Genomic DNA, 16,672 nt, shown 5'->3' with positions numbered 1-16,672 from the left:
GTCTCGTGGGCTCGGAGATGTGTATAAGAGACAGTACTCCTGTTGCTCCTGTTACTCCCGTTGCTCCCGTTGCTCCTGTTACTCCCGTTGAACCTGTCGCTCCCGTTGCTCCTGTTACTCCCGTTGCTCCCGTTGTACCTGTATCTCCTGTTGCTCCCGTTGCTCCTGTTGAACCTGTCGCTCCCGTCGCTCCCGTTGGACCTGTTGGACCTGTTGGCCCAAGCTTAGGAACTGTCCCATCGCAACTAAAACAGCACGAATCAACATGTAAACCATTTTGATTATTACATCCACAATATCCATTTGCATTATTACTCCATAAAGACATGTTGACCCTCCTTCGTGTTCAATCGTTTAAGTACAGCCCACTAATTAAAAATATCTTTCTAATATAAATCAGTTTTTATTTTCCTTATCAACTACCCGCTCTGGAACAAACCTTTTATAAACAAAGTTTTTTTCCTTACATTCTAATAAATATTACATGCAATACGCTCTCCTTTCGCTTGTACTTTCGCCTTCCTCATTAAAGGAATTTCAGCTCCTTCAACTTTGATACACGTATGCATTTTAATACGACATATTAAAATCTGTATAAATCGTTATTTTTAGTCTAAATTCCCAAAAAATATTGACACTTAAAATGCCCTCATAGTATGATTTGGATATTTTAATTGATAATGATTTTCACCATCGTACATATTGCAAATAAAACATTTTATTTTTGGGCAGAAGATGAAGAAAATTATCGGTATTTTCATAGCAGTTCTTCTATTCGATGTTGGATGTGGTCAGCAAAAAGGGGAGAAAAAAGAAACAAAAGCGGACAATAAAAATCAAGCTATAGCCATTAAACACGCTGAAGGGGAAACGAAGTTAGATAAACCAGCGAAAAAAGTTGTTGTACTTGAGTGGGTATATTCAGAAGACTTATTAGCACTTGGTGTTCAGCCAGTAGGGATGGCAGACATTAAGAATTATAATAAAATGAAATAACTCGACGTTCTTGTGCTTGGCGATGATTTAGCAACCGGACTCGGGCAGCCTGTAAATAAAACGCATCTTGCTCTAATTGTGTTAGCGACACTACTTGCATCAATTAATATTGCTGCTGTCGGTACTATCGCCTTTTTAGGCCTTGTTGCACCGCACTTAGCGCGAATCGTTGTTGGCATGAATCATCAAAGACTATTCGTTTGTTCAGCACTGTTTGGAGCAATCCTTCTTTCCATTACTGACTTACTCGGACGAACGATTACATATCCGAAGGAAATTCCTTCTGGGCTTGTTGTTGCTGTACTTGGAGCACCGTATTTCTTGTGGTTGATGAGGAAGAGTGGGAAGAAGGTTAGTTAAAAGACGGCTTCATATATGTGAAGCCGTCTTTTTTATTATGGCATAAAATTAATATAAGCTTTATACATAAAATATATAACAAGTGAATACATGATTATATTAAACACACTTCGTTTTAAAGTTAACCGTCTCTTTAATTTCTTATCCTGTAACCTTAGTTCTATTCCGTTTGCTATTTTCAATCTACCTACTATTTGAAATAACTCTCTGTAATCATCAGCATTTCCCAATAATACGTATTCCTTATCATTTTTATACTTTATATGCAGAAACTCACTTCCACCTTTACGGTCTAATATTGTTTTCATATAAGCTACTTCATTCAATACACATACTTTTAAATCAACTTCATTATAATAACGATCCATAAAAAACACATACAACCGTTTATTTGTAACGATTAACACATTATTAATAACGAAGTTCATTGCAAGAACGCCTACCCCTAAGCTCATCGCTGTTCCTGTCTGCCAATTTTTCACGCGAGGATTTTCAGCAAACATACTATATAAAATCTCTTCGCTTCCCTGTAACTCTTCTTGTACAACCTCATAACAACGTTTCATTAAAATTGTTTTTGTTACAACTTCTTTTGTACGATCTATTTTCTTTTTATCTATTTTCTCATCATTTCTATAATCATCTACAAAATTATCGCTATACTGCAAGTTATTTAATTCCTGAAGTAACTTTTCTTTATTCATTTCTTTTCCCCCCAACATCTTCTTCAATTTTTTCTCCCTCTTGAAAGCCTGCTATATACCGTATCTCGTGTCATACCGAATTCAAGCGCTATTTCTTGTACGCTATATTCATCTAAATACCTTTTTATAAAAATTTTCTTATCTTCTTCATTCAATTCTTTAATTAAAACGTAAAAATTATAATCTCGCTCTTCTTTTGTTAAATTGACATTTTTTCTATCTTCATATATTTCTTGCTGAAACTCTTGTAATTGATAAGCCTTATTACTTTTTCGTTTATAATCAATGGCTTTAAATTTAGCGACAGATATAAGCCAGTTTCTAAATTTTCCACGATTTTCATCATAACTACTAATGTTGTACCAAACGATTAATAAAATATCGTCAACACATTCGTCCACTAACACCTTACTCTGTGCCGTATCTAAAACACTATGAACCACCTTATAAATTAAATCCCCATATCGATCAATTGCTGTATGTAATGCTAACATATCTTGCTTTCGAAGACCTTCTACTATTTCTATATCCTTCACCCTTATCACCACTCTTTATCCCATTCTTTATTCATTATATATACGAATGAATACATTCGTTTTCTGACACTTTTACAAATATTTTCTAATTGTTTTCATATTGTAGCAATGCTTAATTAATTATTTCTTGTGGAACAGGGATTATATTATCTCTCACGAATTTAATCTATGAACAAAAATAGGAGGGATAACAATGTACCAAACAATTGAAGGTTTCTTACAATCATGGACATACGAGGCTGAGTCTACTCAAAAGATGCTCGATACATTAACAGATGAATCTTTATCACAAGAAATTGCACCTGGGCACTGGACGTTAGGGAGAGTCGCTTGGCATATCGTTACAGCACTTCCTGTTATGTTATCTGGAACAGGGCTTAAGTTTGAAGGGGAAACGAAAGATTATCCTGTTCCAACTTCAGCAAAAACAATTGCAGATGGGTATCGTAAAGTAAATGCGGCTTTTGTTGAAGCACTTCAAAGCGAATGGACTGATAAAGACTTAACTACTATTAATGATTTCTTTGGTCGCCCTATGCCGAATTCTATATTTTTAATGACGCTCATTAATCATCAAAATCACCACCGCGGACAAATGACAGTTTTAATGCGCCAAGCTGGCTTAACAGTTCCTGGCGTATATGGTCCTGCAAAAGAAGAATGGGCTGCGGCTGGAATGGAAGCTCCTAAAATGTAACTACAGAAAAAGACAAGGTGTTTACAAACCTTGTCTTTTTCTGTAACTTGTTTCATGTGAAACTATTTTCTATTAAATGGTTGTTTTATGGAAAAAACACGTTAAAATGAATACATATTATAAGGAGGCGCAACCAAATTGAATACAAAAAATAAAAAAATAGTTATGGGAACTATTTTACTAACTTCTATTATTGGAGTTATTAGTGTATCTCTTTATTTCACATATTATGGTACCCCTTGGGAAAAACAAACAGCAATTACGGAATCAAAAGAATATATTACAAAATACTTTAATCTAGATGCGGAAGTCAAAAATACTTCTTACGATGCTAAAATGAATAGCTATGCCATCTCCTTTGAGACAAGTAGAGACGGAGAGTTTACTATCGAATATAAAAGCCCTAATAACTTTAATATTTCTCCAGGAGTACAAGCGTATTTAAGCAAACACTCCAAATTTACAGAGTAGTAACGAAGCATACATATACAAAAAAAGAGTTGGTGTAACGCCAACTCTTTTTTCTTATTCTTGTCATATAGTTACATCTTCCTTCTCTATATTTTTAATTCCGTAATATGCAATCACAACTCCAATTGCTGCCAATGCTAGTTGAAGGGGAAGAAAAGTTGCTGTAGAAAACGCTGGGTTGGTATTCATTGCAATTGATACAACGATAAGAGATGGAACAATTGTAGCTGGCACTGAACGTTTACGCATTCCGAAATATAATGGGATTAAACTTATTCCCGCAGTTGCAATAGCTAAAGGAACCAGTTTTATTCCTTCTTGCGTCAATTGCTCTACTGTAAATGGATTAGGAAGAATCGAAAAATAGCTATCTATCCCAAAGAAAATCCCCACTACTAAAATGTTAGATAAAATGACTGTTATAAATGTTACTATCGCTGTAATGGCTAACTTACTACTCATCATTTTCCTCCGATTAATAGGATAAGAAAACATAAGTAGGATTGTTTTGTTTTTATATTCACTAATTATTAACCTTGCGATTAACACACTACCAAAAATAATAAATGTTGCTCTTACTAATGTACTAGCCGTTAACAACATCATCTGCGGATCCCTTACTTCCGGATCACCTTCTACTTGAGCAACGATGCTCGTAAAGATCATTAATGCCAGTATAGCGATATTTGCAATAATCGCTCCCCTCACATACCAGCCAAGCTTAAACTTTTTCAATTCTAGCTTCATAAGACGTAGCATAATAGTCCTCCCTTCATTTAAAATTTAATCGATATAAATCGCTCCTGTTTCACTTAAAATCTTCACTTCGTTTTTTGCATCACCGATGGTTCCTGCTTTTACCTTTTCTGTATTTTTATCTTTCTTCAGTCCATTTACATTCACCATTACGTCAGACGAATTACTTTTAGCCGTAAATTTTAAAGAAGTCGGAACACCTTTATACCGTACGCCAATATCGCCTGATTTTGTTTCTACAAATAATGATTTTCCTTCTTTCATATCTTTCAGTAATACTTCACCGGATGTTGAAGTGATGTTCATATTTTTATTTTTTATGTTTTTCACATAATTATCGCCAGTAGTAGAAGTTATATTTACTTCTTGTAATGAACTATCTTTTAACATTAAATCTCCACTTTCGGATGTAAACTCACCCTTCTCTGCCGATAGTCCTGTAATCATTTCATCTCCAGACTCACTTTTTGTCACGATACTTTTTACTACTATATCGCTTATTTTTACATCACCCGATTTATTATTTAATACAATTTCATCTATTTCTTTCTTCGGGATAGCTATAGATATACTATTTTTCTTCCTAAACGTAAAACCATTAACGAATCTGGTCGCCTTTTGTTTTTGCTTAACTATAACTTTATTCCCTTCATGTTCTATTTCGACGGGATCTATCTCTTTATCTACTCGTTTCCCTTGAGCAGAAATTACTATTTTGTTAGCGTCTGTACTTTTCAACTCAATATCCCAGTTTTCATTGTCTACTTCTATTTCTTTTATATGATTTATCTCAAAAGACTTTTCTTTCTTAAAATCTTTCCCCTGAAATACCTTAAAACCAAAAACCGCACTAGCAATTGTCAGAAATAAAATTGCAATTACTATTATTTTTTTCAACATTCATACCCCAGTTCGTTGTTGTTTTAAGCTTCTTTTACGCCACATCAACCTTGTCGATTTTACGATACGATAGATAACTAATGAAAATCCCTAATAAACAGAGCACTATTGGGATAGCTATAAAATTAAACATACTTACTTGACCGTTTCCAGAACCAAAGTTACTACTAATTAACATCCCAATTATTACTGCAGAAGTAATCGTTGTCGGTGTCGATTTCTTTCTCATCCCAAAAAATAAAGGAATTAAACTTATACCAGATATCATAAATGCACTTATAAAGGTAGCTGGAACAATAGCTATTATTTCACCTATCGTAACTGGTGTTTCAATCAGTCCCATCATTGGACTCACAAAATATACGAGCAAACTAATAATGAAAGTAGCAATAATCGTGCTCACAAAACAAAAACAAAAAACAATTGTTAATTTCGCCCTCATTAACATTTTCCTTTGCAGTGGGTACATAAACAATAGTTGCATCGTTTTGTTCTTATACTCATCAATTACTAAACGTGATAAAATGACCGAACTAAAAATAATAAATGTTATCCTAATAAAAGTGTTTATTAAAACCATTTGTTGCGTGAAGTCAGAGAATAGCCCATCTACCTCGTCTTTCACTCCCAACGCCATAAGGTTTACTACAACGAAAATTGCTATAATACAAATTGCTACACCTTTAAAGTAACTAGATAGTTGATGCTTCTTCCATTCGAGCTTCATTAGTTTAAACATATAAGTCACCTCCACTAAGCATGAATACCTTCCCCATCCATTACATTTAAGAAATATTCTTCTAAGGAACTATGTTTCTTATTAATACTTTCAATTTCTACATCGTTCATAATAAGTGCTTTTGAAATGGCTTGCTGCGTCGCCTTCAATTCATACACACGAATCATATTTCCACTCATTATTTTGTAATTTTTTATACCGAGTTTATCTTCTAAAATATAAGCTGCACGTTTCACATCAGGAACAGTGATTTCAATGTACTCTGTTTGTTTTCCGTTAATGCTCTTCATTGAAACTTCTTTTATTAGTTTTCCATTTTGAATCACACCAATTGTATCCGCCATTAGTTCCATCTCACCTAAAATATGACTAGAAACTAATAATGTAATGCCATATTCTTTGCAAAGCATTTTAAATAAGTCTCGTAATTCTTTAATACCAATTGGATCTAAACCGTTAATTGGCTCATCTAAAATGAGTAATTCTGGCTTTGTCATGATCGCCCTTGCAATACCAAGTCGTTGCTTCATCCCTAATGAAAAATCTTTTACTTTTTTATCATCTATACCGTGCAGTTTTACTAAATGTAAAGCATGATCAATTGCGTTCTTGTCGTAATACCCCATATATTCACAATGTAATTCTAAGTTTTCCTTCGCCGTTAATTTATCATAAAAGATTGGATATTCGATAATTGTACCCATGCGCTTTAACAATTCATAAGATGTATCCGTTAACTTCTCACCGAAAATTTCAATATCACCGCTCGTCGGTTTTATTAAATTTGTGATCATTTTCATAATCGTTGTTTTACCTGCACCATTCGGTCCTAAGAAACCGTATATCTCTCCTTTTTTCACATGCATGTTAACGCTAGAAATAACTTCTTTCCCTTTAAACACTTTCGTTAACTGATTCGTTTTTAATATATATGTCATGTCACTGTCTCCTTTCGCACTACCTTATACTTCTATAATAGACAACGGAAATCTCTTTTTTCTTACCCGTTCCTTACAAATTCCTTACGCTGAAAAAAAGCTTGTAGAATTTACTTCTCTACAAGCTAAAACAGCATTTTTTTTAATACAACTGTAAAAATCGTTTTTTCATACGGCTTACTAGAAAGATGTATTTTTCCATCCATCGCTTCCACAAGCCTTTTCGTAATCGTTAACCCTAAACCGCTTCCTTGGTACAATCTATTTCTGGAATCTTCAAGTGTGTACATACGCTCAAACACTTTATCAATATGAGATTCATCAATTCCTTTTCCTGTATCCCATACATCTATATACACACTCGTTTCATCATCTCTTAACGTCATACCGAGTATCTTTCCATCGTCTCCATATGTAATCGCATTTGATATTAAATTATTCAATACTCTACCTAATACTTCTACATTTCCAAGTGCATATATATTTCTTTCTGGTATATCAATATGAACATGAAAACCTTTCGTCGTCACTAAATCATAAAAAGATAAAATCTTCTCGCGGCAAACTTCATTCATATTTACTTTTGTCATCTCGATTGCCTTGTCACCAGATTCTAATTTTGCCAAATCAAAAAACTTATGAATCAGTTCCATCACTTCCAGCGTTTTCATATGCACCTTTTCAAGTAATATTCGCCGTTCTTCTTCATTTATCGTTTTATCCGCATTTAACATTTCTGTATATCCAAGAATAACGGTTAATGGCGTCTTTAAATCATGTGAAATATTTGAAAGCATTTTTCTCATCGAAATTTCTACTTTCGCATGATCGGCATTCATTTTTTGTTTTGCATCTAATAATTGATTAATTGCTACTAATAACCTTTGCAATTCTGGATCATCTGTCATAACGAGTAACTTCTCACCTGTTTTTTCATTTACAATACTTTCTAGCTTTTCATATGTGTACCGTAAATTCCCGCTACTGTTTTTTCTCATTTTATATTGTATGTAAATGACACATAACAATATAAAAATAATGCCTATTAACAGATTGACCATATTACATCACTTCCAACTTATAACCGATGCCCCATAGTGTTTTAATATATTCCGGATTAGATGGATCACTTTCAATTTTCTCACGTAATCTTCTCATATGAACATTAATAACATTATCATCACCATAATATTCTTCATTCCAAACAAGCGTATATATTTGCGCTTTCGTAAAAACACGATTTTGATTCTTCACGAATAGCTTTAAAATCTCAAATTCTTTTAAAGTAAGTTTAAGCTGTCTTCCCTTTTTCTCCACAGTAAAATTAATTGGGTCAATTATTAAATCACCAATCTGAATGGCCTCATCTTTCGATTCCACAGCTGAATACTTTGTAGACCTTCGAATAGCGGCTTTTACACGTGCTACCAATTCAATCATAGAAAACGGCTTACAAATGTAATCATCTGCTCCAAGTCCTAACCCAACAGCTTTATCAACATCTGTATCTTTTGCCGACATCATTAAAATCGGCACCGCACTTTTTTCTCGAATGATTCGAACAACCTCTAAGCCATCTAACTTTGGCATCATAATATCGAGGATAATCAAATCAAATGAACCTTTTAAAAATGCGTTAACCCCTTCTTCTCCATCAGATGCGATTGTAACGTGAAAACCTTCTTTTACTAAATATGTTTCAACCATCTCTTGAATTGAGATGTCATCTTCAACTAATAAAATATGATGTGACATATTTCTATCCCCTTTTTTTACAAACATTAACATTTTAATTGTATCGTAACGAAGGAATGCTGGAAAGAATTATATGAATTTTCAAACCAACTTCCCTTCCTTCCTTAACAATGATATGATAAAATTCACTACTATTGTTCATAATTAACTTTATATAAAGGAGACTTATCATGTCAGAAAACAAAAAAGTAAGCTTAGCTGATTTAATGCGCGAACAACTTGCAAAGAAAAAGCAAGGAAATGGAAATGCTGCAAACAATACGAATCAAAGCCAAGCAACGAAAAAATTACAAAACCAACAAACGAAGAAAACAAACAACCAACGTAGACGTACAGGTGTGTAAATGAACGGACAAAAACGATCTAACATTTCATCAGGTCTTGAAGTTGATATTGTATTAAAACAAGATCAACGTACAGGCAAGCTAACAAGAGGAATTGTAAAAGATATTCTAACTAACTCCCCCTCTCATCCGCACGGTATTAAAGTACGATTGCAGGATGGGCAAGTTGGCAGAGTACAAAATATCGTTCAATAAGAAAAGGAGCTCATTTAAACTTGAGCTCCTTTTTCTGTATTAACCTTTAATTTTCTCGATGAAAACTACTTTTAAATAGTCTCCCTCTTTAAACTGATCAATTGTACGGAAATCTTCTGGTAAAGAATGTTCTTCTAATATTTTATATTTTCCATTCATTTCTTTAAATGCTGTATCGATAAAACCTTTAAACTTTTTCATATCGAACGCGCTACAATTTGTAGAAGCAACGATAATACCGTTATTTTCTGTAATCGCGATTGTTTCTTTTAATAAGTTTTTATAGTCTTTCGCTGCGCTAAATGTATATTTTTTAGAGCGTGCAAAACTTGGAGGATCAAGTACCACCATATCAAATTTCATCTTTTTCTTAGCTGCATATTTGAAATATAAAAATACATCTTCTACAATAATGTCTTGTGCTTCGTAATCAATTTCATTTACACTGAACTGCTCAATCGTTTTACTTAAACTACGATTGGCAAGGTCAACACTTGTTGTTTTACTTGCGCCGCCAAGCGCTGCAAATACAGAGAACGCTCCTGTATAAGAGAACATATTTAAAACAGTTCTTCCTTGTGCATATTTATCACGAATTTGTTTTCGAACGTTACGTTGATCTAAAAATACACCAACCATCGCCCCGTCATTTAAATATACAGCAAAGTTTACACCGTTTTCTTTTACGATAAGTGGGAACTCACCGCGCTCTCCTGCTACGAAATCATCATCCTCAATGTATTTCCCTTTCGTATCAAAACGCTTTTTCTCATAGATACCTTTAAAGTTCGCTACTTTTTGAAGAGCTGCTACAATTTCATCTCTGAAAGTATAAATCCCCTCACTATACCAGCTCACCACGTAAAAACCGTCATAATAATCGATGATTAAACCGCCAAGACCGTCTCCCTCACCATTTAGGGCACGGAATGCCGTTGTATCCTTTGATTTATAGAACTGCTTTCGTTTATGTAACGCGGATTTGATTTTACTTTCAAAGAAATCCTGATTAATTTGCTCTTTTTCTTTTCTCGTTAAAATCCAGCCATACCCTTTATTTTGTTTTCCATAATAGCCTTTTCCGATAAATTGGTTCTTTTCATCTACTACTTTGATGATTGTTCCTTCTTCACGAACATCATTTAAGTTTTGAATTGCATCTTTTAAAATAAGCGGATATCCACTTTTAATTTCTTTTATAAATTTCGGTTTTATTTTTATAGTTACTTCAGATCGCATGTAATGTCTTCCTTTCCATTTGAATGCTTTCTATTAGTAGGAAGCATATAAAAAAGAGGCTAAAAAACAGCCTCGTTTCACTATACCATATTATTGCTTTGCTAGTACAACTAGCTCATCTCCTGGCATAACTGTTATATATTTATACAATGTCGAAAACGTAAGACTACCGTCATTGTGACGAATCAATAATAGTACATCCTCTGAATAGATCTCTTCTTTATTAATTTTTTGTTCTTTTTCAACTTGTATCGTTTTAAATGTATAACCATCTTCAATCTTTCTATTTAACTCTTCATAAATTTCATTTTTCCCAAACAGTAAATGCGCTTTTTTCGAAAGAGAAATGCGCTCTTGTTCAATTTTTTCCACATCATGAATTGGGAGTAAAAATGTATTATGATGTCCAAACTGCGGAACATACGTATTGGCAACCAATACGTTATATGAATCCGTATCTGTAACTGCAATTAAGTATTCATATTGATTCATATCAACTTCAAATTGCAACTGTTCTGAGAGTATTTGGCCATTATAAGTATTAAGCTCTTTTACTTTCGCACATTGCAAATGTTCTTCTGATACATCTACAATTAAACTCGGAATACTCATCTCTTTACAATGCAACGCAAAAGCAGCTGAGAATGTACTCGCGCCTGAAATTAAAATACCTGGTGGCTCAGTATTCGCCAATCCTAATTTCTTAGCTAAAAACCTAATCGAGAATCCGTGAGCGCAAACTGTCGTAATAACGAGCGCAAATGTAAGTGCCGTTAATATTGAAGCATCTTTATAACCTTCTTGTAATAACTCAGTCGCAAAATAACTAGAAACAGTTAATGCAACAATACCTCGCGGCGCAATCCAACCAACTAAAGCCCGTTCTGATTTTGTTAACTCTGTTCCAATTGTCGATACCCAAATCGATAAAGGACGAACAACAAATAGCATCATAAGTACAAAACTTATAATAGGCCAGCTAAAAATCTCCATAATAGTCGTCCTTGGAAGCGAAGCTGTTAATATGATAAAAACAGTCGATGTTAATAGTACTGAAATATTTTCGTTGAAATGTCGAATATCACCGATGGATGAAATATATTTCTTCATCCGAGCAAGCGTAATCCCCATTACCGTTACGGCTAACATACCTGTTTCATGCATCACTTCATCTGCAATACCGAAACATAATAATACCGTAACGAGCAAAAGCGGCGCCTTTAAATACTCTGGTACTTTTCCTTTTAAAATCATATAGCTCATAAAAATACTACATGCATATCCGAGCACCATTGCGAATAATGAACCAGCAAAGAAATATAGTAACGTATGCAGTTGTACAGTTTCTTTCGTTAAGAAATTTACAATTTGAAAAGCAAATACAGCAAGTAAAGCTCCAAATGGATCAACGATAATCCCTTCCCACTTTAAAATGGCAGCTGTTCTTGGTTTTAATCGCGCTTGACGTAATAACGGAATAATTACCGTTGGACCCGTCACAATGAAAAGTCCTCCAATAATAAATGCAACCGCCCAATCCAATCCAGCGACGAAATGAGCTGCAAGTGATCCAGCAATCCAAGCAATAAACGCACCAACCGTAACAATACGAAATACAGGTTTTGACAATCCTCTCAGTTCACGTATATCTAAACTTAAACTACCTTCAAATAATATAATGGCAACAGAAAGTGATACGAGCGGACTAAAAATATCTCCGAGTACCTCTTTTGGATTAATAATACCGAAAATGGGACCAATCAATAACCCAGCGACGGCCATAACAACTATAGCTGGAAGCTGGAAGCGCCATGCAGTCCATTGTGAGGCGATGCCCAGTGTAATAATAATAACGATACTAAGTAAAAGTGATTCGACCATAATATCCTCCTTGTTCATAGTATTGCGACAGCAAAGTATAAACATTCTTTACTTCTACATATTTTCAATTAATTCTATTTACATAATATATAACCAAGTTAAATACATAGTCAACACATTCAACAGGAGGAAACCGTACTTACATAAAAAATATTATCATAATTTAAAATTACCATTGACATTGATAATGATTTTCATTATCATTTAATGTATATGAGTTCTCGAAAATAAAGGCTACATTTATAGGAGGAATAAAACATGATTATTGTTACAAATACAGCTAAAATTACAAAGGGAAATGGACATAAATTAATTGAGCGCTTTAATAAAGTAGGTCAAGTCGAAACGATGCCAGGCTTTTTAGGGTTAGAAGTTCTTTTAACGCAAAATACAGTTGATTATGATGAAGTAACAATTAGCACACGCTGGAATGCAAAAGAAGATTTCCAAGGTTGGACGAAGAGCCCAGCATTTAAAGATGCTCACTCACATCAAGGCGGGATGCCAGAATATATTCTTGATAATAAAATCACTTACTACAATGTTGAAGTTGTACGCATGCCAATGGCTGCAGCACAATAACTTTTGGTTTAATAATTGGTATAGAAGTATGAGAAGTAATATATCTTCTCAACTTCTATACCTTTTCTTTTTTTCAACTTCTTTTCACCAACTTCGCATGAACGACTAGTCTGCCAGCCTCTGGATCCAGTGCATAATCACACGTAGAAAGTGTTAAAATTTGATCATCCGCTGTCACTTTTGTATCTGTTTTATAGAGTGACCTTTCCTTAATTTTTTCTAGAAAAGATCCATAGTCCTCATCGCTTCCAAAATCCGTTTCAATATAATAGAAATCAGTTGTCGTTGTATATACTGAAAATACTTCTACATCATATCCTTCAAACAAAGTATCGTAATACAATTTGCGATGAGACATAAAGAAATCTTCTTCTAACATTTTTTTAAGACTCCCAAACATAGAACCGTCTTTCATACGATGTCCGTATAAAATTGTATTTCGATTTTGAGATTTCACATCGTTACGATGATCCATAAAAATACTGCCTGCCCTCATATCTTCACCTTTATAATTACGGTATAAATAGTAATCATTATCTTTCGCTTGAACAATCGGATAATTAATTTGCGTATCATCCATCGTAATCCAACCAACTATTTCTGGATTAATTTTTTGTAAAGCTTGAAACTGTGTTCGTATTTCTCCGTCTTTTGCCTTTTCCTCTATCGGACTCCGCTCATAAATTTCTTGCGCTTCAGCCAGTACTTTACGATTTTCATAGTAGTCCATAAAAATACCGCCTAATTCATACATAGAGTAGAAAAAGATACCTAAAAAGACAACTGTAAGTATTCGTTGAAAAAAAGAACTTTTTTTCTTTTCTTTTTTACTACTCAAATTATCACCTCAAAATGGATTGTTCATATATTTAAATACCCATTGGTACCATATACAACCCTGTATCCTTATCGTGCTTTACAACAACGTCTACACCATATATCGTTTTAATCATACCTTCCGTTACGACTTCACCTGGCTTACCCTTCATCACAATTTCTCCATCTTTCATAACGATAATATGATCGCTATAACGGATTGCTTGATTAATGTCATGTAATACCATAACAATCGTTAAACCATGTACTTCATTTAACTCTTTCACTAACTCTAATATTTCAAGTTGATAATAGATATCTAAATACGTCGTTGGTTCGTCTAAGAACAGCATGGGTGTATTTTGCGCTAATGTCATCGCAATCCACACACGTTGCCTTTCTCCACCAGATAATGCATGTATTGGCTTATCACGCTTATCTTGTAATCTCGTACACGCCAATGCTCTTTCGATCGCTTCGCTATCCTCATCAGTTTGTGTAGAAAAAATATTTTTATATGGCATACGCCCAAAACTCGTTAATTTCTCAACTGTAATATCTGATGGCGCCTCATTTTGCTGATGAACGACCGCTAGCTTTCTAGCAAATTCTTTCGGCTTATACTGGCTAATGGCTTTCCCATCTAGCATTACTTCCCCGCTACGGGGATTATGATTTCGCGACATAACACCTAGTAACGTTGATTTCCCACAACCATTTGGGCCAATAATTGTTGTAATTTTTCCAACCTCTATCTCACTACTAACAGACTTTAAACGATCTGTTACATTGTCATACGAAAAGGTTACATTTTTAATTTCCATGAACTTTATCACTCTTTCTAAGCAAGAATATTAAGAATGGACCACCAATAACCGCCATAATTGTTGCTGCTGGAATTTCATTAGGCGGCACAATTAACCTCCCGATTGTGTCTGCCGTTAAAATTAATAACGCACCTGCAAGGGCTGAAAACGGAATAAGTACTTTATGATCTGATCCAACCAATTGCCTTGAAATATGCGGGATAAGTAATCCAACGAAAGCGATAACGCCCGCAATCGCAGTTGATACTGCCGCTAAAAGTACTGCAATGGCAGAAATAATAAGACGAACTCTCGTCACGTGCAAGCCTAAGTTTTTCGCAGTCTTATCTTGTAGTGATAATAAGTTACACCATGCTCCTACAAACAGAGCGAGAATAAGGCCAATTGTCCCATATGTAACCATTATTTCTACATCGCCCCACGTCTTCATCGTTATGTTAGAAGTCGTCGTTTGCTTAATACTCTTAATAAAATATCCACAAATCGTAACGAATGATTCATTTAATCCAGTAAACATCGCATTAATAGCAATACCAATTAAAATAATGCGTAGTGGACTTAATCCTGACTTCCATGAAAATGCATAAACGAGATAACATGCAAACGCACCACCTAAAAAGGCGAATACTGGTGTCCAGAAAAAGAATTGCGGGAACAACGTAATAATAACGAGTGTCATAAAACTTGCTCCAGAAGATATACCGATTACCCCAGCATCAGCAAGTGGATTTTTCATAACAGCTTGAAAAAGCACACCTGAAACAGCCAGAGCTGCTCCAGTAAATAGTGCAATAACAATACGTGGGAAACGTAAATCTTTAATCACTTCAACATCTTCATTTCCCCCTGTAAATATCCCTTGTACAAGCTCAACAATACCTACTTCTAAACTCCCTTTCATCGCTGACAATGATGTCATAACAATAAGCAATGCAGTAACAATGAGGAAACTCCAAGTTTTTTTATTCATTCCACTCTTCCTTTATATTAAAATGCATCACGGATACATCATTTTTTTCAATTCATCTAACGCTTCAATTGCTGCTAAATTACCTGTCGTTCCAAATAAACGCTCTTCTAAATCGTAAACACGGTTATTTTTAACTGCAGCGAAGTGCTTCCAAATGTCATTTGTTTTAAATTCTTTATCAAACATTTTTACAACTTCATCAGGCATACCATGAGCTGCTCGTAAAATAATATCTGGATCAGCTTTCTTTAAATACTCTGTATTAGAGGCTAAATACTCTACTTGTTCACCTTGCACAATATTTTTACCACCTAGTTGTTTCACTAAATCTCCAATATAAGAATGCTCTGTTGCTACTAAATAACTCCCCGGCACACCTAATAAAATAAGCACTGTCGGTTCTTTCTTTCCTTTTACTTCTTTTTGAATGCTAGCAACCTTTTTATCTAACTTAGTTACAACTTCTTCAGCCTGCTTTTCGCGTCCATATTTCTTACCTAAATCGCTAATGGAATTTTGCATATTTTTCAAGCTTGTTAAATCTAAAAAGTTTGCTTTCATACCCACACCATCAAAAACTGGCTTTAATTCATATTTAAGTGTTGTCACAGATAATACTTCTGACGGCTTTAATGATTTTACCTTTTCCATATCAGGACTCATCGGATTCCCAACTTCAGGTAAACCTTTATATCGCTTCGGTAAAGTTTTAGAACTTGTTGGGACACCAACTAACTCTACTTCTAACGCATCCATAATTTCAGTAACAGCAACTGTCGTTGCAACAATTCGCTCTTTACTATCACTCTTTACCTGCTTCGCTGTTTCTTTTTTTGGTGATGAGCACCCAGCTATACTCATTAACAGAATGATAGCCATTAGTACACTTGCGATTTTCTTCACTCTCAATCACCACTCCTTTCAATACAATATGAAACAAGTCTTGATGCACGCGAACACGCATCA

General features: G+C 34.5%; 18 protein-coding genes and 3 pseudogenes. 7 read left to right on the top strand and 14 right to left on the bottom strand.

The window, feature by feature from the left end:
• Window positions 1–735: 735 nt before the first annotated feature.
• Together JDS80_RS12835 and JDS80_RS12830 are read left to right on the top strand one after the other, a co-directional pair.
• A pseudogene (locus JDS80_RS12835) lies at window positions 736–987 on the top strand (ABC transporter substrate-binding protein); the annotation flags it as partial.
• A gap of 9 nt (window positions 988–996) precedes the next feature.
• Window positions 997–1,356, top strand: a pseudogene (locus tag JDS80_RS12830) (FecCD family ABC transporter permease); the annotation flags it as partial.
• A 35-nt stretch (window positions 1,357–1,391) separates the two neighbouring features.
• Here JDS80_RS12830 and JDS80_RS12825 read toward each other — a convergent pair.
• Window positions 1,392–2,060 (bottom strand): septation ring formation regulator EzrA, encoded by a 669-nt coding sequence (locus JDS80_RS12825; protein ID WP_199638730.1) that lies wholly within the window; start codon window positions 2,058–2,060, stop codon window positions 1,392–1,394.
• 3 nt (window positions 2,061–2,063) lie between these two features.
• Window positions 2,064–2,605: pseudogene (locus tag JDS80_RS12820) on the bottom strand (sigma-70 family RNA polymerase sigma factor); the annotation flags it as partial.
• A 184-nt stretch (window positions 2,606–2,789) separates the two neighbouring features.
• On the opposite strand from JDS80_RS12820, the gene JDS80_RS12815 reads away from it, so the two are divergent.
• A complete protein-coding gene (locus tag JDS80_RS12815; RefSeq protein WP_071771016.1) occupies window positions 2,790–3,293 on the top strand; it encodes a DinB family protein in 504 nt (167 codons plus the stop codon).
• A 138-nt stretch (window positions 3,294–3,431) separates the two neighbouring features.
• A complete protein-coding gene (locus tag JDS80_RS12810) occupies window positions 3,432–3,764 on the top strand; it encodes a YfjL-like protein (RefSeq protein ID WP_199638726.1) in 333 nt (110 codons plus the stop codon).
• Window positions 3,765–3,827: 63 nt separating this feature from the next.
• Here JDS80_RS12810 and JDS80_RS12805 read toward each other — a convergent pair whose 3' ends face one another.
• The 6 genes from JDS80_RS12805 to JDS80_RS12780 form a co-directional block, all read right to left on the bottom strand.
• Complete coding sequence (locus JDS80_RS12805; protein ID WP_199638724.1) at window positions 3,828–4,523, bottom strand: ABC transporter permease; 696 nt, start codon at window positions 4,521–4,523, stop codon at window positions 3,828–3,830.
• 24 nt (window positions 4,524–4,547) lie between these two features.
• Window positions 4,548–5,420 carry a DUF4097 family beta strand repeat-containing protein gene (locus JDS80_RS12800; RefSeq protein WP_199638721.1) on the bottom strand — a complete coding sequence of 291 codons (873 nt, stop codon included), beginning with the start codon at window positions 5,418–5,420 and terminating at the stop codon, window positions 4,548–4,550.
• Between the two features lie 34 nt (window positions 5,421–5,454).
• A complete protein-coding gene (locus tag JDS80_RS12795) occupies window positions 5,455–6,159 on the bottom strand; it encodes an ABC transporter permease (RefSeq protein ID WP_199638719.1) in 705 nt (234 codons plus the stop codon).
• A gap of 14 nt (window positions 6,160–6,173) precedes the next feature.
• Window positions 6,174–7,097 (bottom strand): ABC transporter ATP-binding protein, encoded by a 924-nt coding sequence (locus JDS80_RS12790; protein ID WP_016086047.1) that lies wholly within the window; start codon window positions 7,095–7,097, stop codon window positions 6,174–6,176.
• Between the two features lie 125 nt (window positions 7,098–7,222).
• Complete coding sequence (locus JDS80_RS12785; protein ID WP_199638717.1) at window positions 7,223–8,158, bottom strand: HAMP domain-containing histidine kinase; 936 nt, start codon at window positions 8,156–8,158, stop codon at window positions 7,223–7,225.
• 1 nt (window position 8,159) lies between these two features.
• Window positions 8,160–8,852, bottom strand: a complete 693-nt coding sequence (locus JDS80_RS12780; protein ID WP_098888803.1) for a response regulator transcription factor — start codon at window positions 8,850–8,852, stop codon at window positions 8,160–8,162.
• 170 nt (window positions 8,853–9,022) lie between these two features.
• On the opposite strand from JDS80_RS12780, the gene JDS80_RS12775 reads away from it, so the two are divergent.
• Both JDS80_RS12775 and JDS80_RS12770 read left to right on the top strand, forming a co-directional pair.
• On the top strand, window positions 9,023–9,196 hold the full coding sequence (locus tag JDS80_RS12775; protein ID WP_071748244.1) for a hypothetical protein: 174 nt from the start codon (window positions 9,023–9,025) through the stop codon (window positions 9,194–9,196).
• Window positions 9,197–9,391, top strand: a complete 195-nt coding sequence (locus JDS80_RS12770) for a YwbE family protein (protein WP_001014316.1) — start codon at window positions 9,197–9,199, stop codon at window positions 9,389–9,391.
• A 39-nt stretch (window positions 9,392–9,430) separates the two neighbouring features.
• Here the strand turns inward: JDS80_RS12770 and JDS80_RS12765 are convergent, their stop codons facing one another.
• Window positions 9,431–10,630 carry a class I SAM-dependent rRNA methyltransferase gene (locus JDS80_RS12765; protein ID WP_071771022.1) on the bottom strand — a complete coding sequence of 400 codons (1,200 nt, stop codon included), beginning with the start codon at window positions 10,628–10,630 and terminating at the stop codon, window positions 9,431–9,433.
• Window positions 10,631–10,720: 90 nt separating this feature from the next.
• Complete coding sequence (locus JDS80_RS12760) at window positions 10,721–12,511, bottom strand: cation:proton antiporter (RefSeq protein ID WP_199638715.1); 1,791 nt, start codon at window positions 12,509–12,511, stop codon at window positions 10,721–10,723.
• 258 nt (window positions 12,512–12,769) lie between these two features.
• Between JDS80_RS12760 and isdG the strand changes: the two genes are divergently transcribed.
• Window positions 12,770–13,093 (top strand): heme oxygenase, encoded by a 324-nt coding sequence (isdG, locus tag JDS80_RS12755; RefSeq protein ID WP_199638713.1) that lies wholly within the window; start codon window positions 12,770–12,772, stop codon window positions 13,091–13,093.
• Between the two features lie 73 nt (window positions 13,094–13,166).
• On the opposite strand, the gene srtB is transcribed toward isdG, so the two are convergent.
• The 4 genes from srtB to isdE are packed head-to-tail and all read right to left on the bottom strand — an operon-like array spanning window position 13,167 to window position 16,615.
• Entirely contained in the window at window positions 13,167–13,931 is a 765-nt protein-coding gene (srtB, locus tag JDS80_RS12750) for a class B sortase (RefSeq protein ID WP_071748247.1), read from the bottom strand.
• A 31-nt stretch (window positions 13,932–13,962) separates the two neighbouring features.
• The gene (locus JDS80_RS12745; RefSeq protein WP_199638711.1) at window positions 13,963–14,733 is read right to left on the bottom strand and encodes an ABC transporter ATP-binding protein; all 771 of its coding nucleotides are present in this window, start codon (window positions 14,731–14,733) and stop codon (window positions 13,963–13,965) included.
• Window positions 14,723–15,706, bottom strand: a complete 984-nt coding sequence (locus JDS80_RS12740; RefSeq protein ID WP_071771023.1) for a FecCD family ABC transporter permease — start codon at window positions 15,704–15,706, stop codon at window positions 14,723–14,725. The genes JDS80_RS12745 and JDS80_RS12740 overlap by 11 nt, the downstream gene beginning before the upstream one ends.
• A gap of 27 nt (window positions 15,707–15,733) precedes the next feature.
• A complete protein-coding gene (isdE, locus tag JDS80_RS12735; RefSeq protein WP_199638708.1) occupies window positions 15,734–16,615 on the bottom strand; it encodes a heme ABC transporter substrate-binding protein IsdE in 882 nt (293 codons plus the stop codon).
• Between the last annotated feature and the right edge of the window lie 57 nt (window positions 16,616–16,672).

Origin of the sequence: Bacillus cereus group sp. N8 (assembly GCF_016483685.1) — a bacterium.
Classification (GTDB): domain Bacteria; phylum Bacillota; class Bacilli; order Bacillales; family Bacillaceae_G; genus Bacillus_A; species Bacillus_A proteolyticus.
The sequence above is the reverse complement of the archived record's forward strand: the minus strand, read 5'-3'. Positions and strand labels throughout refer to the sequence as shown.